This is a genomic window from Acrocarpospora macrocephala, assembly GCF_009687865.1.
Classification (GTDB): Bacteria; Actinomycetota; Actinomycetes; order Streptosporangiales; family Streptosporangiaceae; genus Acrocarpospora; species Acrocarpospora macrocephala.
Window position 1 is genome coordinate 1 of the sequence record NZ_BLAE01000043.1, and the last position, 21,511, is coordinate 21,511.

Genomic DNA, 21,511 nt, shown 5'->3' on the forward strand with positions numbered 1-21,511 from the left:
GGCGGAGCCCGGGGGGAAACAAAGGGAGGGTGGGTGGGAGAACCACGCCACCCACCGGATCACGCCTCGGTCAGGAGTTGGAGGAGGTTGGACGGTTCCCCCCAAGGCCAATGGCGGAGAACCTCCTCGATTTCGGGCAAGTCAGGGAGGGGGTCGTCCGTGGGGAGGGATTCCACGTAGCAGGCGGCGTCGAGGAGGGCGAGGGCCAGGCGGGCGTTGTGGCCCTCGTCGCGGGGGTCGACGCGGTCGAGGCGGCGGCGGGCCTGGGTGCGGAGGTGGTCGGCCAGCGTCTCGGTGGTGGTCATGATTTTCTCCTTGGGACTCGGTGAAACGCCACCGTCATGGCGTACAGTCACCGATCTTGCACTTTGGGTCACGACATCATCACCCAAGGTAACCAGTGATCGTGCGATCTTCGGCGTATTGGTAGCCCCCAGAAAGGCCAATGAAATCGCCGTAAGGGAACATTAGGGTCATGACTGGTGCCTTCGATGACCTGCTAGCCGCCAACGCCACGTTCGCGAGCACTTTCGCCGGCTCCCAGCTGACCGGCCGGGCCGCCCGTGGCCTGGCGGTCGTGACCTGCATGGACTCCAGAATCGACCCGCTCGGGCTCCTCGGCCTCAAACCCGGCGACGCCAAGATCCTGCGGAACGCGGGCGCCCGGGTCACCGACGACGTGCTGCGCACGCTGGTGCTGGCCGTATTCCTGCTCGGCGTCACCCGGGTGCTGGTGATGCCGCACACCGACTGCGGGATGGCGAAGGTCACCGACGAGGACGTGCACGCGCTGGCCCGGGCGCACGACATCGACACCCGCAGCCTGGAGTTCCGCACCGTGCCGGATCAGGACGCGGCGCTACGCCACGACCTGACGCGGATCAAGGCCAGCCCGTTCCTCATCGAGGAACTCGCCATCGGCGGCGCGATCTACGACGTGCACACGGGCAAACTACAGCCTGTCGAACTCCCCTAGCATCGACCAAGCCGCCGGTTAGGAGCCGCTCAGCCGCGCTGCCCACAATGAACCCGCAGCGGGACAACCACACCACTTGTTGTGGTCCACCTCGGCCACGCCGCAGCGATGAACGCACGGCCGGGGCACCACGTCACCGCCCATCAACAGGCCGAATACGTCGATGCGGTCGCGGTCGACCTCAGCCGCGCTACTCACGATGAACTCGCGGCGGGGAGCCACATCACTGCGAATCAGCAGATCAAAGGCCTCAATGTGATCCACCTCGGCCACACCGCAACGATGAGCGCACGGCCAGCGCACCACACCACTGCCCACCAGCAGGCCGAAGGTGTCGATCAGGCGTCGATGTGGTCGCGGTCGACCTCGGCCGCGCTGCTCACGATGAACTCGCGGCGGGGAGCCACGTCACTGCCCATCAGCAGGCCGAAAGCGTCAATCAGGCGTCGATGTGGTCGCGGTCGACCTCGGCCGCGCTGCTCACGATGAACTCGCGGCGGGGAGCCACGTCACTGCCCATCAGCAGGTCGAAGATCCGCTCCCCGGCCTCGACATCCTCGATCCTGACCCGCCGCAGCACCCGGTGGCGCGGATCCATGGTCGTCTCGGCCAGCTGGTCGGCGTCCATCTCGCCCAGGCCCTTGTAGCGCTGCGGCGGCTCCTTCCAGCGCTTGCCCTTCTTCCGCAGCCCTTCGAGCACCTTGTGCAGCTCAGCGTCGGAGTAGCAGTAGACGTACTTCTCCTGCCCCCGCCCGGGATTGGTCAGCTCGACCCGATGCAGCGGCGGCACGGCCGCGAACACCCGCCCAGCCTCCACCATCGGCCGCATGTACCGATGGAACAGGGTCAGCAACAGGCACCGGATGTGCGCGCCGTCCACGTCGGCGTCGGCCATCAGGATGACCTTGCCATACCGGGCCGCGTCCAGATCGAAGGACCGGCCGGAGCCCGCGCCGACCACCTGGATGATCGCGGCGCATTCGGCGTTCTTGAGCATGTCGCTCACCGACGCCTTCTGCACGTTGAGGATCTTCCCCCGGATCGGCAGCAGCGCCTGGAACTCCGAATCCCGGGCCAGCTTGGCCGTGCCGAGCGCCGAGTCTCCCTCGACGATGAACAGCTCGCTGCGGTCCACGTCGTCGCTGCGGCAGTCGACCAGCTTGGCCGGCAGCGCGGAGTTCTCCAGCACGCTCTTGCGCCGCTGGTTGTCCCGGTGCTCCCGGGCCGCGATCCGCGCCTTGGCCGCCGCGACGACCTTCTCCAGCACCGACCGCATGGCCTGCTTCTGCGCCCGCTTCGGGGTGGCGAACAGCTCCTTCAGCTCCCGCGAGACCACGTGCGAGACGATCCTGGTCGCCGCCGAGGTGCCGAGCACCTCCTTGGTCTGCCCCTCGAACTGCGGCTCCGGCACCCGCACGGTCACCACGGCCGTCAGACCTTCGAGGATGTCCTCCTTGGTGACCGGATCATCCCCGTTCTTGAGCAGCCGCGTCTCCCGCAACTGCTCATTCACCGTACGCACCAGAGCCCGGTCGAACCCGGCCACATGGGTGCCGCCCTTGGGGGTGGCGATCACGTTCACGAACGACCGCACGGTCGTGTCATAACCCTTGCCCCAGCGCACCGCGACGTCCACGGTCAGCTCGCGCTCGACATCGGTGGGCGTCATGTGCCCCTGCTCGTCGAGCACCGGCACGGTCTCCCGGAAGTGCCCGACCCCCTGCAGGCGTAACACCTCGCACAACGCCTCGTCCCTGGCCAGGAACTCGGTGAACTCGGAGATCCCGCCATCGAAGTGGAAGGTCTCCTCGGTCACCTCCTCGGTACGGCTGTCGCGCACCATCAGCGTAAGACCGGGCACCAGGAAGGCGGTCTGCCGCAGCCGCACGTGGATCTCGTCCAGCGACACCTCGGCCTCGGGCAGGAAGATCTGGTGGTCCACCCACCAGCGCACCCGGGTCCCGGTGATCTTCTTGGTCAGGCGCCCGCCATCCCGCAGGCCCGACTTCTTCCGAAATTTCGCAGTCGGCCCGTCGCCCTCGAACACCCCGGGCACGCCGCGGCGGAAGCTGATCTCGTGCACCCGCCCGTCCCGGTCGACCTCGACGTCCAGCCGCGAGGACAGCGCGTTCACCACGGAAGCGCCAACCCCGTGCAGACCGCCGGAAGCGCCGTAGGACCCGCCGCCGAACTTCCCACCGGCGTGCAGCTTCGTATAGACGAGTTCGACCCCGGCCAGACCGCTCTTGGGCTCCACGTCCACCGGAATGCCGCGACCGTTGTCGCGGACCTCGATGGAGCCGTCCGCATACAGCTCGACCTCGATGCGGGAGCAGAACCCGGCCAGCGCCTCGTCCACCCCGTTGTCCACGATCTCCCAGAGGCAGTGCATGAGCCCCCGGCTGTCCGTGGACCCGATGTACATACCCGGACGCTTGCGGACGGCCTCAAGCCCCTCCAGCACCGACAGGTGACGAGCTGTGTAACCCGTCTCCGCTACCGTCACACCAGCTCCCACGCTCACGAGTCGAACACGCGTACGCAGCTTAGCGTGCGTCACGATTTCCCGACTACATAGCTTGCCAGGGATCCCGGCATGCACGTTACCTCGCGTGTGATCCGCATCACTTTTCGGAACATTCCGCTCTCGGCGTAGCCAGGGGGTGATTGGGAACGCCCTCATCGGGTTAGATGTTGTCCCAAGTGACTGTGACGCCAACATCCCCGCTCAGACGGGGTGACCCGAAAGGCGATACGTGACTGGAGCTCTCGCCCCCGCTAAGCCGCTGACCGCTCTGGACCGGTGTGACCGGTGTGGCGCTCAGGCCTACATTCGCGCGACGCTGCAGGTTGGTGCGGAACTTCTGTTCTGCGCCCACCATGGGCGTCAGCACGTGGCCGTCCTGCGCGACAAAGGTGCCGAGATCCAGGACGAGTCAGCACGACTCTCTGAAACCCCTGCGACGGCGATGGCCGACGAACGTTGATCATACGCAACGGCGCGACCGGGTTCACACCCGATCGCGCCGTTGTCCATATCTTTATGAGGCCACGCGATAGTGGTACCGGCCTGAGATGACGAATCCGGCTTGTTCATACATGGCCCGCGCCGCGGTGTTGGCCATGGTGACGACCAGATAGGCGCGCCGGGCACCGTTCTCGTGTCCCCATCCGAGCAATCCACGGAGTATGGCCGTCCCGTTGCCCTTGCGGCGCGCGGACGGCCGTACTGCCATGCAGTAGATCCCCAGCCAGTCGCCCTGGAGCACGCCTCTTCCCACGGCGTCGGGCCCGGCGGAGGCGTACCCGGCCGGAACCCCGGTCAGGATGCGCCGGCCCCAGTCCCGGGCGTCGGGGATGTCCGGATGGCGGCCGCCGTCCACGTCCCACCAAGTGCTCAGCCACTCCTCCGACGGAGTGTCCGCGATCTCCGCTCCCGCCGACGGCGAGATCTCCGCTGTCATGATCAGCGTCGGATCGACCACTTGGTAGCCACGCGCGTCCAGTTCCGCGTCCAGGCCCTTCTCCGCCCCGGGACCGATGGCGAACACGCTGGGCCGCCCCAGGCCGCGATAGAAGCGCTCAGCGTCGTCCACGCGGCTCCAGGAGCCCGTCCCGCCGAGCGGGAGGACGGAATTGGCGCGCTTTGTCACCCCGGCCGCGTAGCGATAGATCCAGGAGCCGGCAGATATCTGCTCAGGCGCGGGCCAAGCCTCATGGACCAGCCGATCGAATATCTGGTCTTCCCCGCCGAAGGTACCCATCCCGGGACTTTAACCCCTCCGGCCTGCGGGTTCCCTGGCGATAGGGTGAGCGCGTGCTGATCCTGCTGCCGCCCTCCGAGGCCAAGTCCGCCGCCAAGCGCGGGCCCGCGCTGGACCTGGCGGGCCTCAGCTTCCCCGAGCTGACCTGCCACCGCGAGAAGGTGCTCGACGCGCTCGTGCAGCTCTGCCACACCCCGGCGGCCCAGCAGGTCCTCGACCTGACCGACGGGCTGGCCGGAGAGATCACCAGGAACCGCGGTCTGCGGACGGCGCCCACGCTGGCGGCGGGAAAGCTCTACTCGGGGGTGCTCTACGACCATCTGGGACTGGCGAGCCTGCCCGCCGGTGCCCGGCGCAGGGCCACGCAGCGCATCGTGATCATGTCAGGTCTGTGGGGGGCGCTCCGGCTGACCGACCGCGTTCCGCCGTACCGGCTCTCGATGGGGGTCCGGCTGCCGCCGATCGGCGGGCTCGCCGCGTACTGGCGACCGGCTCTCAGCCCCGTCCTGGACGCGGAGCCCGGCTTGATCGTGGACCTGCGCTCGGCGACGTACGGCGCGGCGTGGAAACCCCGGCGCGAGGCCAAGCAGCGCGTGATCGCGGTCCGGGTGCTCCAGGAGGCGAACGGGAAACGCACGGTGGTCAGCCACATGGCGAAGGCGACGCGCGGTGCGGTCGCGCGCTCGCTGGTCGAGAACACCAAAGCTCCGGCCACGCCGGAGCAACTCGCCCAGGTGCTGACCGGACTCGGCTACCGCGCCGAACTCGCGCCTGGACGCCTCGACATCATCATCAGTTCGTGATCACGTTCAGCTTGCCGCAGGCCCGCTGAAACTGGCTCTCCGGATCCCCGAGATGGGCCCAGGGCACCCGGCTGTAACGCCCGCTGGTCCTGACCAGGTGACCGCGCGCGGGCCGCCGGAGATCGGCGACGTAGAAGGCCGCGCCGAAGGCGTTGTGCGCCTCGATCGAACGCGGGTGCGGGGGCCCGATCCGGCGTTCCGACCACTGGCCGGCCGCCGACACGATCTCCCGCTGCACATCAAAGGAAAACCAGCCGCCCCTGGACATCGGCGTGCGTTCCGCGGCGACATTCTCGAAATGCGCCAGCGGCAGCAGCGCCGGCAGCGGGCTGCCCTCCGGCGCCCGGGACGCGGTGGTCCTGGCGAATTCAAACATCTCCTGCGCGGTGCCGCCCCAGCCCGGGGAAAGCGTGACAAGCCTCGCCACATTCGCCGAATACAGCGTCGGCCACCGCCGCGCGCACTCGAACCACACCGAATCCTTGTCGGCCCTGGGCCGCTCAAGCCCCAGCGCCAGCCACAACATCGACTCCCACGGCACCGGATCGTTCGGCGCGAGCCCCGCCGCCGTCAGCAGCGGCTGCCTGGCCTGCTCCATCGCCGCGTGATAGGCCTCCAGCCGGTGCGCCTGCACCGCCCTCGCCTTCACCTCCGGCTTTATCTCCCAGGCTTCCTCTATTCTGGTGCGGCCCAGCCACAGCCACAGATCGGCGTTGGTCTGGTCTCTGACGATCAGGCTCTCGATGCCCTTGCTCATCCCCACGGCCGCGCGGGCGAGCGCTTCCACCCGGAGCGCCCGGACTTCGGGATCACCCCGGGTGGCCGCAAGCGCGGGCAGGCCCGCTTCGAGATTTCGACGATGGACGGCGGTTACCGTCTCATCCAGCATGATGTCCGCCCAAGGGCGGTCCGGGATCACTCGTGGCCCCCGAGCACGTGCCCGATCCACTTCGATAACTCCCACGGGGCGGAGCCTAGGCCCTCCCCGTGCTTCTGGCGCTAAAACCACGTTACGCACACGTTAACGGCCCCACTTTCGCCAAATCCAAAAGTGAGGCCGTAAAACGCTTTGCCCAGGTAATTCCTGTTAGTCCAGGTAATCCCGGAGGACCTGGGAACGCGACGGGTGGCGGAGCTTCGACATGGTCTTGGACTCGATCTGGCGGATCCGCTCCCGGGTCACGCCGTAGACCTTGCCGATCTCGTCCAGCGTCTTCGGCTGGCCGTCGGTGAGGCCGAACCGCATGGACACGACGCCGGCCTCGCGCTCGGACAAGGTGTCCAGAACGCTGTGCAGCTGCTCCTGGAGCAGCGTGAAGCTGACGGCGTCGGCCGGGACGATGGCCTCGGAGTCCTCGATCAGGTCGCCGAACTCGCTGTCGCCCTCCTCGCCGAGGGGGGTGTGCAGGGAGATCGGCTCGCGGCCGTACTTCTGGACTTCGATGACCTTCTCGGGGGTCATGTCCAGCTCGCGGGCCAGCTCCTCCGGCGTGGGCTCGCGGCCCAGGTCCTGCAGCATCTGCCGCTGGACGCGGGCCAGCTTGTTGATCACTTCGACCATGTGGACCGGGATGCGGATGGTCCGCGCCTGGTCGGCCATGGCCCGGGTGATCGCCTGCCGGATCCACCAGGTGGCATACGTCGAGAACTTGTAGCCCTTGGTGTAGTCGAACTTCTCCACGGCGCGGATCAGGCCGAGGTTGCCCTCCTGGATCAGGTCCAGGAACAGCATGCCGCGCCCGGTGTAGCGCTTGGCCAGCGAGACCACCAGGCGGAGGTTGGCCTCCAGCAGGTGGTTCTTGGCCCGGCGGCCGTCCTCGGCGATCCACTCCAGCTCGGCGCGGACGTCCACCGGCAGCTGCTCGCCGTCGGTGCCGAGCTGCTCCTCGGCGAACAGGCCGGCCTCGATGCGCTTGGCGAGCTCGACCTCCTGCTCGGCGTTGAGCAGCGGGACCTTGCCGATCTGCTTGAGGTAGTCCTTGACCGGGTCGGCGGTGGCGCCGGCCGCGGCCACCTGGGCCACGGGCGCGTCGTCATCGTCGTCGGTGAGGATCAGCACCTCTTCCTCGACCTTGGCGACGGCCTCCGGCTTGGGCTCCTCCTCGGCCTCCGCGTCCGCGTCGGCCTCCGCCTCTACCTCGACTTCGATCTCGACATCCTCGATGTCGAAGTCCTCGATCTCGACATCCTCGATCTCGATGTCGTCCTCGTCCTCGGGCAGGTCGGCCGACTTGGGCTTGGGCTCGGCCTTGGCAGCCCCCGCCGCCTTGGGCGCCACCGGCGCCGTCGGCTTCGGCGGACCGGGCTTCGGCGGGCCGGGCTTCGGCACGGCGGCGGTCTCGGCCTTCGGCTTGGCCGGAACCGGCTTCTTGGCCGGAACCGGCTTCTTGCCCACCGGCTTCTTCGCCACCGACGGAGCGTCGGACACCGGATCGTTCACCACGGCGGTGACGGTTTCCGGGTGCGACTCCTTGGCGGCGGCGGCCTTGGTGGTCTTCTTGACGGGCGCGGCCTTGGCGCGGCTCTTCGCCGGGCCCTTGGCCTTCTTGGGCGCTGCGGAGTCCTCAGCCGTGAGCCTCACGATGATGCCCTCTTTGCTGAGGCTGCGCAGGATTCCGGCGACTTGCGGCAGCGGGATATCCGCTTCCTCGACGGCCCGGCGGACATCCTCAGATTCGAGGAAACCCTGCGAGCGCCCACGCTCGAGGAGCTGCTGAATCACTGGCTCGTTCAGCTCCGACGGCTTCGAGCGAGTCGAACTTGCAGGCGACACGAACACCTCTCGAACGAACGCATGGCGAGAATGGACCCAGGTGGTTGCTTCTTTTCCGATGGCGTGGCCGCGCGGACCGCGACATGCCATTCTCGCACGCCACGACTGCCCGTACGGCCACCTCCGGCCGGTTGCTCTCCACCCTAGGCCGACCGAGACAGTAGTGCGTACGGAAGTCGGTCACCGATACCCGAAAGCAACCGTTATGACTGTTTCATTCAGTCACTCTTCGTGGCTGCGGGAACGTGGACCGCGAGCACCGTCACGTCGTCATCCTGCTCATACCCGGACAACATCCTGTCCACCAGGAAATCCAGCAACATATGCGGACTTGTCACAACTTCTTCGGGAGCTTCGGCCACGACGGCCGCCAGTTCCCTGAGTCCGGCGTCGAGTCCGCGCTTGCGGTTCTCCACCAGACCGTCGGAGTAGAGCACCGCGGTGTGCCCGGGCGGCACGGCGAAGCGGAACTGCTTGCGGCTGGTCGCCCAGCCCAGCGGCGTGCCGGGCTCGGTTTCGTAAAGGATCGCCGTACCTTGCGGGGAGACCAGCAGGGGCGGCGGGTGACCGGCCAGCGCCAGCGTGCCCTCCCCGGTGCCGGGCTCGACCACCATGTACGCCAGGGTGGTGACCTGCTCTTCCTCCTCGGTGGCCTCGAACACCCGGTCCAGGCCGGTGAGGACCGCCGCGGGCGGCGGGTTGGTCAGCGCCAGGGCACGCATGGCGTTGCGGATCCGGCCCATCCCGGCCGCCGCCTTGACGCCCTTGCCCATGACGTCGCCGACCACCGCCGCGACCCGCCCGTCCTGCAGGACGAACGCGTCATACCAGTCGCCGCCGACCTGCACATGCCGCGAACCCGACCGGAAACGCTGGGCCAGCACCAGGCCGCGCACCACCGGCAGCCGGTCCGGCAGCAGGCTGCGCTGGAGCGTTTCGGCGGTCTTGTGCTCCCGTTCGAACAGGGTGGCCCGCTCCACGGCGAGCGCGCACTGCCCGGCCAGGGCCTCCAGGAAGACGCCGTCCTCCTGGGAGATCTTCTGCGGCCGGGTGAAGGAGAACCGCAGCGCGCCGAGGGCTCGCCCGGCGGCCAGCAGCGGCAGGCCCACCCAGGCCCGCTCCTCGGTGTGCGAGAGGAACCCGTTGATCTGGGCCGCCTCGCCGCCGGCGTCGGTGAGCTGGGTGCGCAGGCTGTCCGGCGACTCGGCGAAGACCGGGCGGCGGCTGTTCACCGCCATGGTCATCACGCTGGACCTGGACAGCAGGATGTCCTCGCCCGGCGCGCTCGGCACGTCCGGGATGCCGCCGCTGTTGATCACTTTCAGGCTGGCGCGTTCCTGATCGAGCAGGGCCACCGCCGAGTGGTCGGCGGCCAGTGCCGTACGCCCCACGTCGATGATGACCTGGACTACCTGCTCCACGGTCAGCGCCTCGGCCAGCATGGCCGTGGCGCCCTGGAGGCGGGCGGTGCGCAGCGCCGCGGCGCCGAGCTGGTCGGTGAGGCGGCCGCGCATCTCCTCGGCCTCGCGCTGGGGCGTGACGTCGGAGTTGGCGCCGACCCACTCCACCACCCGGCCGTGCCGGATGATCGGGACGGCCCTGACCTCGAAGTGCCGGTAGCCGCTGGCCCGGGTGCGGACCCGGTAGCTCCACTCGAACATGGTCCGGCCGCGCAGCGCCTCCCGCCAGGCCTCCTCGGCGGCCGGGCGGTCGTCGGGATGGACCGCGTCCAGCCAGCCGTGCGCGAGGTATTCCTCCAGGCCCTGGCCGGTGATGGCGCGCCACTGCGGCGCGTCCTCGATCACGGCGCCGCTGGGCGAGGTGATCCAGACCAGCTGCTGCTGGGATTCCACCAGGGAGCGGTAGCGCTCCTCGCTGCGGCGCAGGTCCTCCTCGGTGAGCTGGCGCTCGGTCACGTCCACGCCGAACAGGGCGGCGCCCAGCGGCGCGCCCTCCTCATCGCGCATGGGGAAGAAGGCGACGGTCCAGTGCCGGGTGTCGCCGTTCTCCGCGCGGGTCCTGAGCCGCTGGTCGGTGACCGGGAGCCCCTCCTCCGCGATCCTGCGCAGCGCGGAGTCGATCAACGTGGCCAGATCCGCCGACAGAAGATCAGCGGGAATACGATCAATATGCCGCTCGACAGGGTGCCCGGTCAGCTCGGTAAAGGTTGAGTTGACACGGACGAACCGACCAGACGGGTCGAAAAACGCGAAGGCGAACGGCGCCTCCGACATAAGGCCTTGAAAGAGGCCAGAGTCTGAGATGTCCAAACCCGACTCCCGGGGACGGGGCACGGAGGTTTCGGCGCTCATGGTCGGCACCTCCGTCGCGTGCCAGGGTCTCCCACGAGGCACATCTCCATAACTGTGTTGAGTAGCGCAGGTCTGCCCTACATCATCGGCGATGGGCATGCGCGGACGGAAGCCCCGCCCGGCATGCGGTCAACGCATCCTGTCAAAAAAGCGCCACCTCGCGCAGCAAGATCTGACGGCTTACCCCACGACTACTTGGCAGCTCGCTTCGCTTCCTGCTTCGCCTCGCGCACTTTCGCCAGGCTGTCGGGGTCGACCACGTCGGCCACCGACCGGTGCACCCCCTCCTCACCGTACGGCCCGGCCGCCTCGCGCCAGCCCCGGGGACGGACCCCGAGCTGCTTGCCCAGTAAAGCCAGGAAGATCTGTGCCTTCTGCTTGCCGAACCCGGGCAGCGCCAGCAGGCGGCGCAACAGCTCGGCGCCGTCGTCGACATCGGTCCAGATCCCGTCGGCGGAGCCATCGTAGTGCTCGACCAGATAGGCCGCCAGCAGTTGGATGCGACCGGCCATCGCGCGGGGATAACGGTGCACCGCGGGCTTGGCGGCCAGCAGGGCCTCGAACTCCGACGGTTCATAGGAGGCGATCGCGGCCGCGTCCAGATCGCGGCCCATCCGCGCCTCGATCGTGTACGGCCCCGCGAACGCCCACTCCATCGGAATCTGCTGGTCAAGCAGCATGCCGAGGAGCAACGCCAGCGGGCTGCGACCGAGCAGCGCGTCGGCGTCCGGCTGCTGGGCGAGCTGGATGCGCATGGGTCCAGCTTCGCACGCGGCGGCCCGCCGGGGAGCGAGGACGGCCGATCGTGGGGAAAGATCACCCTTAATCCGGTCAGAACCAGACCACAATGAGGCTTGACACCAGCGCGGAAAGTTATGGAATGAGAGACGCACGACCCCCCATATCAATGAGAAAGTTGTGATCTGGACAGCCGCGGCCCTGCGGCTGGCTGCGGGACGGGTTTCTCGTTGATGACAGTGCCCCGTGCGAAGTTTCGGACATCTTCGGAAATCGAGCGCCTGTCGGCCATAGAGCCCCAACCAGCGAGGAGTGCATCTACCCATGCCGGTTCTCGCCCCACGCAGTCCCAATAATCCCAGCATTCCCGACATTCCCGGCAAAACCGATATTTCCGGCGTTTCGGGTGGGTCGGAGCAGCGGCTGACGCAGCCGGTCAGCGCCGTGCTCGCGGCCGAATTCACCGCCGTGCCCCGTCCGACCGTCGAGCGATGTGTCGCGGATGTGCTGGCTTGTGCGGAACACCTTGGAGTTGAGGTGACAACAGCTATTATCGAACGGATCGCTCGCGAGCACCTCCTCGCGATGATCAACTCTGCCCCGCCGAGCAGCAGATAACGGGGTAGTCACCAGCCCGCGTTCCGGATGCCGTTTCGCGCCATAATGCGAGAAGGTAGAGGCGTGAGTGAGCGGAACGAGCGAGCCGACTGGAACGGCAGTCGTGACGCGGGGAACGACGGGCGGACCGAGGAGCCCCCGTGAGTCGAAGACGGCGACGAGATCCCCGTGAGAATCCGCCCGACGACGTTTTCGCGGAGATGCTGCTGGCGGCGCGCGAACTACTCGCCGTAAGGAGCCCGCTGGACGCCGAGCTCATGGTGTCCGACATGCTGGGCGCCTGGTGGGGGAAGCGCCTGCGCGGCGGCGACGTCGAGCAGATCCTCGGCGAAGGGCTGGTCGACTACGCCGCCAAGGCGGGCAGCCCGGCCGCGCTCACCCTGCTGATCTCGGTGGCCTACCTGGGCACCGCGCGCCAGGCGGCCAAGGCCGAGGGCGCGGCGCTGGCGCTGATGGAGTCCGACGTGGCCAGGCCGGGCTGGGCCGAGCGGGTCGGCGCGGTCAAACCCGCGGGCTGCTTCGTCTCGCGCGACATCTACGGCGACCAGGACACCGTGGTGTGTACGTTCGCGTACAACGGCGAGGACACCCACGCGCTGGTGATGGTCGTGGACTACAACATGCGCGGGATGGCCCGGGACGCCTGGGTGTCCACCCAGGTCGACAAGCTGCTGGAGCAGGCGGGCCTGGAGGCGGCCGGCAATCCGATGCTGCGCTTCGAGGAGATCGAGCCGCAGCAGGCCAGGGCGCTGCTGGAGTTCGCGATGAAGGCGACCAAGGAGGCGTACGACCGGAAGGCCCCCAAACTGGTCAGCGACAGCTACAGCGCCTACCACGCGTTCGCCCGGTCCCGGATCAAGGCGTTACCGCCCGGCCGCAAGCGCCCGGCGCCGCCGCACAGCGAGGCCCCCTACACCCGGGAGCGGCGGGCCATGCTGGCCGCCGAGTTCCTCAGCTCGGACGCGGCCGAGAACCTGTCCGACCCGTCGGCGGCCTCCCGCTGCGCCGACCACATCATCGACTACGGCTGCGACCAGGACTTCGGCCGGCCGCGGCGGGTCAGCCCGACCAAGTGCGAGACGTTCCTGCTCGACTGGCTGCCGCGCAAGGTCATGCTGAGCCCTGCCGAGCAGGACGCGATGCCGCACGTGCTGTCCGCCTGGGTGCGGTTCGCCGGTTACCGCATCGGCCTGTCCGAACACGCGGTACGGGCGACGCTCGACGCGGTCTGGGAGGCCACCGGCCGTTTCACCGAGGCCTACCGCGACCCGACCACCTTCGGGCTGGATCGTTCGCTGGTCGAACGCCTGCTCCCGGACGGCGACCTGTCGGCGCTGGCCCGCCGGGCCTTCGTGTTCCCGATGTTGCAGGGCAAACACGGCGACATCGACCTGGACGCCCTGAACCCCGCCGACGAGGCCGACCGCCGGATCCTGCTGGAGATCGACCACGCCAGCGAGTTCGACCGGCCGGACTTCGCCGAGCACCTCGCCTGGCACCAGGAGATCGCCGGGCGGCTCTGGAACGGCGACCCGCCGCAGATGTGGGAGGCGGCCCAGCGCCTGATCGACCTCGGCCACGACCGCCACGACGTCCTGCACGTCCTCATCGAGATCGCCGAGCGCATCGGCGACCATCCCGACGAGCTCGCCGCCGCCCTGGACGACATCGCGGACATCCCGGACGAGCCTCCGACCTGACGGAACATCACCTTGACGGGTGCAAAGCCTGGGGAGTTCCTGAGGGCGGCGAGCTCCCGCGGCGGGCATGATGTGACGATGATCGATCTCAACGCCGACCTCGGCGAAGGGTTCGGCGTCTGGAAACTCGGCGACGACGCGGCCCTGCTGTCCGTCGTGACCAGCGCGAACGTCGCCTGCGGCTTTCACGCCGGCGATCCGGTCACGATCCGCGCCACGTGCGTGGCCGCGGTGGCCCGGGGGGTTGCCATCGGCGCCCAGGTCTCCTATCGCGACCTGGCCGGGTTCGGCCGGCGCGAGATGGACGTGCCGCCGGACGAGTTGCGCGCCGAGATCCTCTACCAGGTGGCCGCCGTCGACGGCATCGCCCGGGCGGTCGGCGGGCGGGTCTCCTACGTCAAGCCCCACGGCGCGCTCTACAACCGCGCCGTGCACGACGAGCGGCAGGCCGGAGCCCTGCTGGCCGCCGTCGCCGAATACCCGGCGCCCGCGCCGCTGCCCGTGCTCACCCTTCCCGGCTCGGTCATCCTCGACATCGCTCCTCGTTACGAGGTTCCGACGGTCACGGAATTCTTCGCCGATCGCACCTACACTCCGGCTGGCACGCTGACCTCCCGGCGGGAGCCCGGCTCGGTTCTGCATGACCCCGCCGAGGTGGCCGCCCGCGCGGTGCGCATGGCCACGGACGGCACGGTCGTGACCACCGACGGCGGCGAACTCCCCATGCGGGCGCGCTCCATCTGCGTGCACGGCGACACTCCCGGCGCGGTGGCCCTCGCCCAGGGCGTGCGAAGCGCGTTGACCGATGCCGGGATCGAGATCGGGCCCTTCGCATGACCGGCGCGATGCGGCGGGTCGGGGAGGACGCGCTGCTGGTGGAAACGGGTTCGCTGGCGGAGTCGCACCGGCTGGACGCGGTACTGCGAGGCCGGCGGCTCGCGGCGGTGGAGGAGATCGTTCCGGGCCCGGAGAGTGTGCTTGTCGTGGCTTCTGGTGGGAGTTTTGGGGAGATTTGGGCGCAAATTGAAGAGGCGGTCTCGGAGCGGGGCACGCAGGGTCAGGCCGGTGCGCCCGGAGCGGCCGAGGTGGTTGTCGAAGTCGAGTACGACGGGGTGGATTTAGAGGTGGTCGCGGAGTTAACGGGGTTGCGAGTGGATGAGGTGATAGCGCGGCACTGCGGGTCGCCGTTCGTGGTGGGGTGGCTGGGGTTCGCGCCGGGGTTCGCCTATCTGGTGGGGCTTGATCCGGCTTTGGAGGTGCCTCGGCTGGAGGTTCCGCGCACATCGGTCCCGGCGGGGTCGGTGGCGATCGCGGGGGGTTATTCGGCGATATATCCGGCGGCATCGCCGGGTGGGTGGCGGCTGCTGGGCCGTACCCGGATGCGGGTCTGGGACGAGCACGCCGAGCCGCCGTCGTTGTTGCAGCCGGGGACGCGGGTACGGATGGTTCCGGCGTGATCGAAGTCGTGGAGCCCAGGCCCATACGCCACCGTTCAGGATCTAGAACGGCCGGAAACGCGAGTGCGGATGATTTCGGCGTGATCGAAGTCGTGGAGCCCAGGCTCATACGCCACCGTTCAGGATCAAGAGCGGCGGAAACGCGGGTATGGACGGTTTCGGCGTGATCGAAGTCGTGGAGCTGGGGCCATGCGCGATCGTTCAGGATCTGGGGCGGCCGGGGATGCAGACATGGGTGGTTTCGGCGTGATCGAAGTCGTGGAGCCGGGGCCGTACGCCACCGTTCAGGATCTGGGGCGGCCGGGGTATGCGCATCTGGGGGTGCCCCGCTCGGGGGCGGCGGATTCGCGTAGTGCGGCGCTGGCGAACCGGCTGGTTGGGAATCCGGAGTCCGCAGCCGTGATCGAGCTCACCTTCGGAGGGGCGGTCCTCCGGTTCGCGCGGGGGGTCTGGGTGGCCATCACCGGTGCGTTCTGTCCCGTCGAGGTTGAGGGGCGGACGGAGGGGATGTCGGGGCCGGTTTGGGTGCCCGCCAATGCTGAGCTCAGGATTGGGATGCCTTCTTGCGGGTTGCGTACCTATGTGGGGGTCAGGGGTGGGATCACCGTGGAACCCGTTCTGGGGAGCCGTTCCACGGATTCGCTTTCGGGGTTGGGGCCCCGGCCACTGCAGCGGGGAACGGTTCTCCCGGTGGGCAGCACCGGCGCGATGTTGTCGGTCGATCTCGCGCCGGTCGCGCCGTTCGCCCGGCAGCCGGTCGTCGGGGTGATCAGAGGGCCGCGGGACGACTGGTTCACCCCGGATGCCCTCCGTGACCTGTGCGCCGAACCCTACGAGGTGACCTCGGAGAGCAACCGGGTCGGGCTTCGCCTGTCCGGCCGCCCCCTGATCCGGAGCCGCCAGGGGGAACTGCCGAGCGAGGGCATGGTGTCGGGCGCGATCCAGGTCCCCCCGAACGGCCAGCCGATCGTCTTCCTGGCCGACCATCCGCCGACGGGCGGCTATCCGGTCATCGGGGTCGTCCGGAGCTCGGACCTGCCGGCCGTCGCCCAGTGCCGCCCCGGGACCCGGATCCGCTTCCGCCTCACCGGGGCTCAGGAATGGCCGCCGACGAAACCGATGTCCGCGTAGTCCAGGTCCCGGAAGCCCCTGGCGCCGACGTTGGCCAGGTTGGCGCGCACGGCCACGTTCTGCGGGCGCTGGTAGAGGGTGAGCACGTTGACCTTCTGCCAGACCAGCAGATCGGCGGCGTTCAGGTGCGCCCTGGCCCGGACGGGATCGAGTTCGGCCGCCGCCTGGCGCAGCGCGGCGTCGATCTCACGGCTGCCGCTACGGCCCAGGTTGGCGTTCCACACGATGTCGTCCCCAGGACCGATGACCCCATTCGCGTAGGTCCCATAAGCCGATGAAACCGGAAATGGCGTGCCTACGTAAGAGAAGGGCGCGATGTCATAGTTGCCGGGGATGACGTATTTGGTGAAGAAGTCGCCGCTCGGGACTGTCTGCAGGGTGATCCGTACGCCCAGCGGGCGCAGCATCGCCTGAACGAGCTCCCCCTCGGATTTCGCCAGCTGCAGGCCGGACGGGATGACGAACCGGATCGCCAGCTCCCTGCCGTTGCGGGCCCTGGTCGCGCCGCTCATCTTCCAGCCCGCCTCGTCGAGCAGCCGGGCCGCCCGCACCGCATCCGGCTTGCCGAGACTGCCCGCGTTCGCCTGGTACCCCTCCTGGCTGTTCATCAGGAAGTGGTTGTCCAGCAGCGTCGTCGGCCAGTTCAGCCCCTGCAGATCGGACTGCGCGATCACCCTGCGATCCACACTGAGCGCGATTGCCTGCCGAACCCGCACGTCGGACAGCATCGGGCTTTCCCCATTGAAGGTGAGATGCCGGAAATCGGGCGCGGCCGCTTGGCGTACGACACCGCCCTGGGTGCTTCTGGCGCGCGCGTAGTCAGGCGCCGAGGGCCCGATGTCGAACACGTCGAGTTCCCCGTTGGCGAAGGCCCCGATCCGCGCGTCGGATTCCAGCCCTCTGAAGATGATCTTGTCGAGCTTGGCCCGATCACCCCACCAGGCATTGTCCCTGGCGATCGTGACCGTCTTCGCGGTGTGGTCGAAGGCGGCGAACTTGAACGGCCCCGCCGTCACCGGGATCCTGCTGGTCCAAGCGCTGTTGAACGCCTCCGGCGTGGCGTTGGCCGAGGCCGGATAGAGCGGGGAGAACAGCGACCGCCAGTCCCCGAAGGGCCGCGCGAAGGTCACGACCACCTGGTAGGCGTTCTTGCCTTTCGCGATGCCGGTGATGTCCTGATATCCAGTGACAGTGGCCACCCGATAAGCGGTGTTGACCCCTCGCAGCGCCTGCCATTGCGCGACATAGTCCGTATACGTGATCGGCTTCCCGTCCGACCACTTCGCCGCCGGATTCAGCGTGTACGTGACGACCTGCCGCGGCGTGGTGGCCGTGACCTCAGCCGAGATCACGTAGTCCCGGTCGACCCGGATGTTCGCCCGCTCGTCCGACCGGAACGCATGCGGCAGCAACGCGTCCATCACGGTCTTCACGTCCGCGTGATTCCCGTCGATATGGTGCTGGTTCCACTGCACCGGATACTCCGTCAGCCCCCACCGCAGCGTCCCGCCGTCACTCACCCGATCCCGCGCGACCGGATTGATGTCGGACGCCTTGAGCGCGTCCCCCGCCCGCATCGTCGCGTTCGGCGGACCCCCACAGGCCGTCACCACCAGCAGCAGCCCTGGCAGCACTGCCCCGATCCATCGTGCTTTCAACGTGTTCCTCCAGAAGGGTGGTGGCAGGCGGCCCCATCCGCCCCGCCAAGCTCGGGCTCCTCGCTCACGCACCGGGATCCCAGCGCGCCGGACAGCCCCGCATACACGGGACAGCGACTCCGGAACCGGCAGCCGACCGGCCCTCCGGCCGGCCCACTAACCGGCCCTCTAGCTGGCCCTCTAGCTGGTCGGAGCGGATCATCTCCGGGCGGATCCCCGCTGAGCGGCACGCGCGTCCGGGCTCGCTCCCGCACCGGATCGGGCACCGGCACCGCCGCAAGCAAGGCCCGCGTGTACGGATGCCGAGGCTCCGCGAAAATCCGCTCGACCGGCCCGATCTCCACAATCCGCCCCGAATACATCACCGCGACCCGATCGGCGATCCTCCGCACAACGGCCAGATCATGCGCAACAAACAGGTACGAAATCCCCAGCCGCGCCTTCAACTCCGCCAGCAACTCGATGATCTCCGCCCGAATCGACACATCCAGCGCCGACACAGGCTCATCAAGCACCAGCAACCGCGGCGCCAACGCCAACGCCCGGGCGATAGCGATCCGCTGCCGCTGCCCCCCGGAAAAATCATGCGGATAACGCGCGGCATGCCCGGCCTCCAACCCCACCAGCCGCAACAACTCCGCCACCTGCCCAATCGGCAACCCATGCGTACGCAGCGGCTCGGCGACGATGTCATGCACCGTCATCCGCGGATCCAACGACGCCATCGGATCCTGAAACACCACCTGCACATCCCGCCGAAGCGCCAGCCGCTCCCGCCCCGTCAACTCCGCCGTATCCCGCCCCAGCACCACGACCCGCCCTCCCTGCGGCGGCGCCAGCGCGAGCAACTCCATCAACAACGTCGTCTTCCCACACCCCGACTCCCCCACCAGCCCCAGCGTCTCCCCCGCCCGCACCTCAAAACTGACCCCATCCACCACGGCCACACCCCGCCCATACCGCTTGACCAGCCCCTCCACCTCCAACACCAGCTCCCCCGACCGCTCAGCCACTCCCGGAGCAAACCCACCCTGACCGGTCTCGAAGGGCTGAACGGCATGCCGCGGCTGGGACCGGCTGAGGCGAGCGGATTGACCGAGCGGCTGCTGCCGAGCGTGCCGTCCGGGGTGCTCGGGATGGTCGGGGCGCTCGGGGTGCCCGGGATACTCGGGGTGCCCGGGATACTCGGGGCGCTCGGGATAGTCGGGGTGCCCGGGATGGTCGGGGCGCTCGGGACACTCGGGATACTCGGGGCGCTCGGGATAGTCGGGATGGCCGGGGTGGGGACGCGTCTGCGGGTCTGGGTCGTCGATTCGGGGTACGGCCGCGAGGAGGGTTCGGGTGTAGGGCGTGCGTGGCCGGTAGAACAGGTCGTCGACCGGTCCGGTTTCCACTACGTGGCCGGAGCGCATCACCAGGACGCGATCGGCGAGTCCGGCCACGATGCCGAGGTCGTGGGTGACGAAGAGGATGGCGGCGCCGGTCTCGTGGCGGGCGGTTCTGAGCACGTCGAGGATCTGGGCCTGGACTGTGACATCGAGGGCGGTGGTCGGCTCGTCGCAGATGATCAGATCGGGGTGGTTGGCGATGGCCATCGCGATCATCACGCGTTGGCGCATTCCGCCGGAGAACTCGTGCGGGAATGCGCGTGCCCGCCGCCCAGGCTCGGGGATGCCGACCAGGTCGAGCAATTCGATGGCACGTGCTCGGGCGTTCTTCCGGGACACGTCCTGATGCGCCCGAATCGCTTCGGCGACCTGATCCCCGACCCGATACACCGGCGTCAGCCCGGCGAGGGGATCCTGGAAGACCATCGCCATCGCCTTGCCACGCAGCGCGGTGAGCTCTTTCTCCGGCGCGCCGAGCAACTCGCGCCCATGCAACCGGACCGACCCGGTCACCACGGCCCGAGGCGGCAACAGCCCGAGCACGGCCAGCGCGCTCACCGATTTCCCGGACCCCGACTCCCCGACTATCCCAAGCACTTCCCCGCGCGCGACTTCGAACTCGACCCCCTGGACGGCCAGAACATCCCCGAAGCGAACCGCCAACTCGCGCACTTCCAGCACCGTCACCGCCGCCCCCCATTCGAGGTGGGGCCGAAGGCATCCCGCAACGCGTGCCCGCTCAGATTGACCGCGAGGATCATGAGCACCAGCAGCCCGACCGCGAACCAAAACGTCCCGGACGCGTACGACGCCGTCCTGGCGCCGTCCGCGATCAAACCCCCAAGGGACACAACAGCCAGGACATCCCCGAAGCGGACTGCCAACTCGCGAACCTCCACCACCGTCACCGTGGCCCCCATTCGAGGTGCTCCCAAAACGTCCAGCAGCGCGTCCCCGAAGCGAACCGCCAGCTCGCCCATTTCCAGCACCGTCACCGCCGCCCCCCGTTCGAGGTGGGGTCGAAGGCGTCCCGCAACGCGTCGCCGATCAGATTGACCGCGAGGATCATGAGTACGAGCAGCCCGGCAGCGAACCAGAACGTCCAGGGCGCGTAGAGCGCCGTTCTGGCGCCGTCCGCGATCAACCCGCCGAGGGACACGTCCGGCGGCTGCACGCCGAACCCGAAATAGGACAGCGACGTCTCGGTCAGGATGGCCGCGCTGACGTTGAGCGTCGCGTCAACGATCAGCAGTGACGCCATGTTCGGAATCACATGCCGGAAGATGATTTTGTAGCCGGGCACGCCCATGAATCGGGCTGCCAGCACATACTCCCGTTCCTTGATCGAGATGGTCATCCCGCGGACCACTTTCGAGGTGACCATCCACATGAACGCCGCCAGCAACACCACCAGCGCCGGCCACGCCCCCGGCCCCAGCGCCGGGGACAACACCGCCACGATCAGGAACGCCGGCAACACCAGCAGCAGATCCGTGACCCAGCCGAGCACCCGACCGGTCCACCCCAAGTAATAACCAGCAAACGCCCCCACCACGGCCGCCACCGCCGTGGAAACCACCGCGACCAGCAACCCGATCAGCAACGACTTCTGCATCCCCCGCAACGTCAACGCGAAGACATCGCCCCCGGTCTGCGTGGTCCCCCACCAATGCGCCCCCGAAGGCCCCTGCAGAAACGCCAGAAAGTCCTTGTCCTTATACGACCAATCCCCCACAACCGGCCCCACAAAGGCCAGCAGAAACAACCCCCCCACCAACAAAACCCCAACCCGCCCACCCCAAGACCCCACAAACCGCCCACAAACAACCCGCCACCGCGAAAGCACAAGGGGACCGGAATCCTCCCGGCACTCCACCTCGCCACCCGCGAAACCGTGGGGGCCACCCTCCGAAGTCACGCGACCATCACCGAGCGCGTGGGGCGCCCGAGTCTCGCTCACAGAGCCCGGGCCGAAAGCCGACGCCCCGGTCTCGGCTCCCCACCTCACGCACCCATTTCCAGATGGATCCGACGCAGCGGACACGATCCCCGGACCCACCTCCGGCCTCGACCGCCCATCGCCACCCGGATCAGGCGCAGCGGACACAGTCCCCGGACCCGCCTCCGGCCCCGGCCCACCACCAGCACGCGGATCCAGTGCAGCGGACACGATCCCCCGACCCACCTCCGGCC

20 protein-coding genes are annotated in these 21,511 nt (G+C 68.5%); 8 read left to right on the forward strand and 12 right to left on the reverse strand.

Annotated elements, in window-relative coordinates; genetic code table 11:
• Positions 1–59: 59 nt before the first annotated feature.
• Entirely contained in the window at positions 60–305 is a 246-nt protein-coding gene (locus Amac_RS33350) for a hypothetical protein (RefSeq protein ID WP_155358407.1), read from the reverse strand.
• A gap of 170 nt (positions 306–475) precedes the next feature.
• On the opposite strand from Amac_RS33350, the gene Amac_RS33355 reads away from it, so the two are divergent.
• On the forward strand, positions 476–976 hold the full coding sequence (locus Amac_RS33355; RefSeq protein WP_155358408.1) for a beta-class carbonic anhydrase: 501 nt from the start codon (positions 476–478) through the stop codon (positions 974–976).
• An 18-nt stretch (positions 977–994) separates the two neighbouring features.
• Here the strand turns inward: Amac_RS33355 and Amac_RS33360 are convergent, their stop codons facing one another.
• Positions 995–1,249, reverse strand: coding sequence for a hypothetical protein (locus tag Amac_RS33360; RefSeq protein ID WP_155358409.1), 255 nt, complete (start codon positions 1,247–1,249; stop codon positions 995–997).
• Between the two features lie 166 nt (positions 1,250–1,415).
• Complete coding sequence (locus Amac_RS33365) at positions 1,416–3,482, reverse strand: DNA gyrase/topoisomerase IV subunit B (protein ID WP_174900249.1); 2,067 nt, start codon at positions 3,480–3,482, stop codon at positions 1,416–1,418.
• 250 nt (positions 3,483–3,732) lie between these two features.
• On the opposite strand from Amac_RS33365, the gene Amac_RS56585 reads away from it, so the two are divergent.
• Positions 3,733–3,963: a DUF7455 domain-containing protein gene (locus Amac_RS56585; RefSeq protein WP_155338533.1), complete on the forward strand. Its 231-nt coding sequence runs from the start codon at positions 3,733–3,735 to the stop codon at positions 3,961–3,963.
• 54 nt (positions 3,964–4,017) lie between these two features.
• On the opposite strand, the gene Amac_RS33375 is transcribed toward Amac_RS56585, so the two are convergent.
• A complete protein-coding gene (locus tag Amac_RS33375) occupies positions 4,018–4,740 on the reverse strand; it encodes a GNAT family N-acetyltransferase (RefSeq protein WP_155358411.1) in 723 nt (240 codons plus the stop codon).
• Positions 4,741–4,793: 53 nt separating this feature from the next.
• Here Amac_RS33375 and Amac_RS33380 point away from each other — a divergent pair, with 53 nt between their 5' ends.
• Entirely contained in the window at positions 4,794–5,543 is a 750-nt protein-coding gene (locus tag Amac_RS33380) for a YaaA family protein (RefSeq protein WP_155358412.1), read from the forward strand.
• Here Amac_RS33380 and Amac_RS33385 read toward each other — a convergent pair.
• The 4 genes from Amac_RS33385 to Amac_RS33400 form a co-directional block, all read right to left on the reverse strand.
• Positions 5,533–6,432 (reverse strand): hypothetical protein, encoded by a 900-nt coding sequence (locus Amac_RS33385; RefSeq protein WP_246268876.1) that lies wholly within the window; start codon positions 6,430–6,432, stop codon positions 5,533–5,535. The two genes, Amac_RS33380 and Amac_RS33385, sit on opposite strands and share 11 nt — an antisense overlap.
• A gap of 198 nt (positions 6,433–6,630) precedes the next feature.
• On the reverse strand, positions 6,631–8,316 hold the full coding sequence (locus Amac_RS33390) for an RNA polymerase sigma factor (RefSeq protein WP_155358414.1): 1,686 nt from the start codon (positions 8,314–8,316) through the stop codon (positions 6,631–6,633).
• A gap of 218 nt (positions 8,317–8,534) precedes the next feature.
• Positions 8,535–10,628 (reverse strand): SpoIIE family protein phosphatase, encoded by a 2,094-nt coding sequence (locus tag Amac_RS33395; protein ID WP_155348728.1) that lies wholly within the window; start codon positions 10,626–10,628, stop codon positions 8,535–8,537.
• A gap of 191 nt (positions 10,629–10,819) precedes the next feature.
• On the reverse strand, positions 10,820–11,383 hold the full coding sequence (locus tag Amac_RS33400) for an HhH-GPD-type base excision DNA repair protein (RefSeq protein ID WP_155358415.1): 564 nt from the start codon (positions 11,381–11,383) through the stop codon (positions 10,820–10,822).
• A gap of 307 nt (positions 11,384–11,690) precedes the next feature.
• Here Amac_RS33400 and Amac_RS33405 point away from each other — a divergent pair, with 307 nt between their 5' ends.
• The 5 genes from Amac_RS33405 to Amac_RS33425 all read left to right on the forward strand — a co-directional run bounded on the left by Amac_RS33405 (position 11,691) and on the right by Amac_RS33425 (position 16,272).
• Entirely contained in the window at positions 11,691–11,984 is a 294-nt protein-coding gene (locus Amac_RS33405) for a hypothetical protein (RefSeq protein WP_307729787.1), read from the forward strand.
• Positions 11,985–12,184: 200 nt separating this feature from the next.
• Positions 12,185–13,684, forward strand: a complete 1,500-nt coding sequence (locus tag Amac_RS33410) for a hypothetical protein (protein WP_155358465.1) — start codon at positions 12,185–12,187, stop codon at positions 13,682–13,684.
• 78 nt (positions 13,685–13,762) lie between these two features.
• Entirely contained in the window at positions 13,763–14,521 is a 759-nt protein-coding gene (locus Amac_RS33415) for a LamB/YcsF family protein (protein ID WP_155358416.1), read from the forward strand.
• Positions 14,518–15,141, forward strand: coding sequence for a 5-oxoprolinase subunit B family protein (locus tag Amac_RS33420; protein ID WP_155358417.1), 624 nt, complete (start codon positions 14,518–14,520; stop codon positions 15,139–15,141). The genes Amac_RS33415 and Amac_RS33420 overlap by 4 nt, the downstream gene beginning before the upstream one ends.
• Before the next feature lie 231 nt (positions 15,142–15,372).
• Positions 15,373–16,272: a 5-oxoprolinase subunit C family protein gene (locus tag Amac_RS33425; protein WP_218041441.1), complete on the forward strand. Its 900-nt coding sequence runs from the start codon at positions 15,373–15,375 to the stop codon at positions 16,270–16,272.
• Here Amac_RS33425 and Amac_RS33430 read toward each other — a convergent pair.
• From Amac_RS33430 to Amac_RS56590, 4 genes are read right to left on the reverse strand one after another with little or no spacing between them, the layout of a single operon-like run.
• Positions 16,236–17,906, reverse strand: a complete 1,671-nt coding sequence (locus tag Amac_RS33430; protein ID WP_246268878.1) for an ABC transporter family substrate-binding protein — start codon at positions 17,904–17,906, stop codon at positions 16,236–16,238. The genes Amac_RS33425 and Amac_RS33430 overlap by 37 nt on opposite strands.
• A gap of 20 nt (positions 17,907–17,926) precedes the next feature.
• A complete protein-coding gene (locus Amac_RS33435) occupies positions 17,927–20,005 on the reverse strand; it encodes a dipeptide ABC transporter ATP-binding protein (protein WP_155358418.1) in 2,079 nt (692 codons plus the stop codon).
• Positions 20,002–20,313: a hypothetical protein gene (locus tag Amac_RS33440; protein ID WP_155358419.1), complete on the reverse strand. Its 312-nt coding sequence runs from the start codon at positions 20,311–20,313 to the stop codon at positions 20,002–20,004. Before Amac_RS33440 ends, Amac_RS33435 begins: the two co-directional genes overlap by 4 nt.
• Entirely contained in the window at positions 20,310–21,128 is an 819-nt protein-coding gene (locus tag Amac_RS56590; RefSeq protein WP_246268880.1) for an ABC transporter permease, read from the reverse strand. Before Amac_RS56590 ends, Amac_RS33440 begins: the two co-directional genes overlap by 4 nt.
• Positions 21,129–21,511: the final 383 nt, after the last annotated feature.

What these genes read in the sequence shown, in the direction of transcription:
- Amac_RS33410 (WP_155358465.1), top strand. Translation starts at nt 12,185, where the DNA reads ATGCTGCTGGCGGCGCGCGAACTACTCGCCGTAAGGAGCCCGCTGGAC.
- Amac_RS33400 (WP_155358415.1), bottom strand. Translation starts at nt 11,383, where the DNA reads ATGCGCATCCAGCTCGCCCAGCAGCCGGACGCCGACGCGCTGCTCGGT.
- Amac_RS33405 (WP_307729787.1), top strand. Translation starts at nt 11,691, where the DNA reads ATGCCGGTTCTCGCCCCACGCAGTCCCAATAATCCCAGCATTCCCGAC.
- Amac_RS33385 (WP_246268876.1), bottom strand. Translation starts at nt 6,432, where the DNA reads ATGCTGGATGAGACGGTAACCGCCGTCCATCGTCGAAATCTCGAAGCG.
- Amac_RS33350 (WP_155358407.1), bottom strand. Translation starts at nt 305, where the DNA reads ATGACCACCACCGAGACGCTGGCCGACCACCTCCGCACCCAGGCCCGC.
- Amac_RS33420 (WP_155358417.1), top strand. Translation starts at nt 14,518, where the DNA reads ATGACCGGCGCGATGCGGCGGGTCGGGGAGGACGCGCTGCTGGTGGAA.
- Amac_RS33355 (WP_155358408.1), top strand. Translation starts at nt 476, where the DNA reads ATGACTGGTGCCTTCGATGACCTGCTAGCCGCCAACGCCACGTTCGCG.
- Amac_RS33375 (WP_155358411.1), bottom strand. Translation starts at nt 4,740, where the DNA reads ATGGGTACCTTCGGCGGGGAAGACCAGATATTCGATCGGCTGGTCCAT.
- Amac_RS33425 (WP_218041441.1), top strand. Translation starts at nt 15,373, where the DNA reads ATGGGTGGTTTCGGCGTGATCGAAGTCGTGGAGCCGGGGCCGTACGCC.
- Amac_RS33395 (WP_155348728.1), bottom strand. Translation starts at nt 10,628, where the DNA reads ATGAGCGCCGAAACCTCCGTGCCCCGTCCCCGGGAGTCGGGTTTGGAC.
- Amac_RS33415 (WP_155358416.1), top strand. Translation starts at nt 13,763, where the DNA reads ATGATCGATCTCAACGCCGACCTCGGCGAAGGGTTCGGCGTCTGGAAA.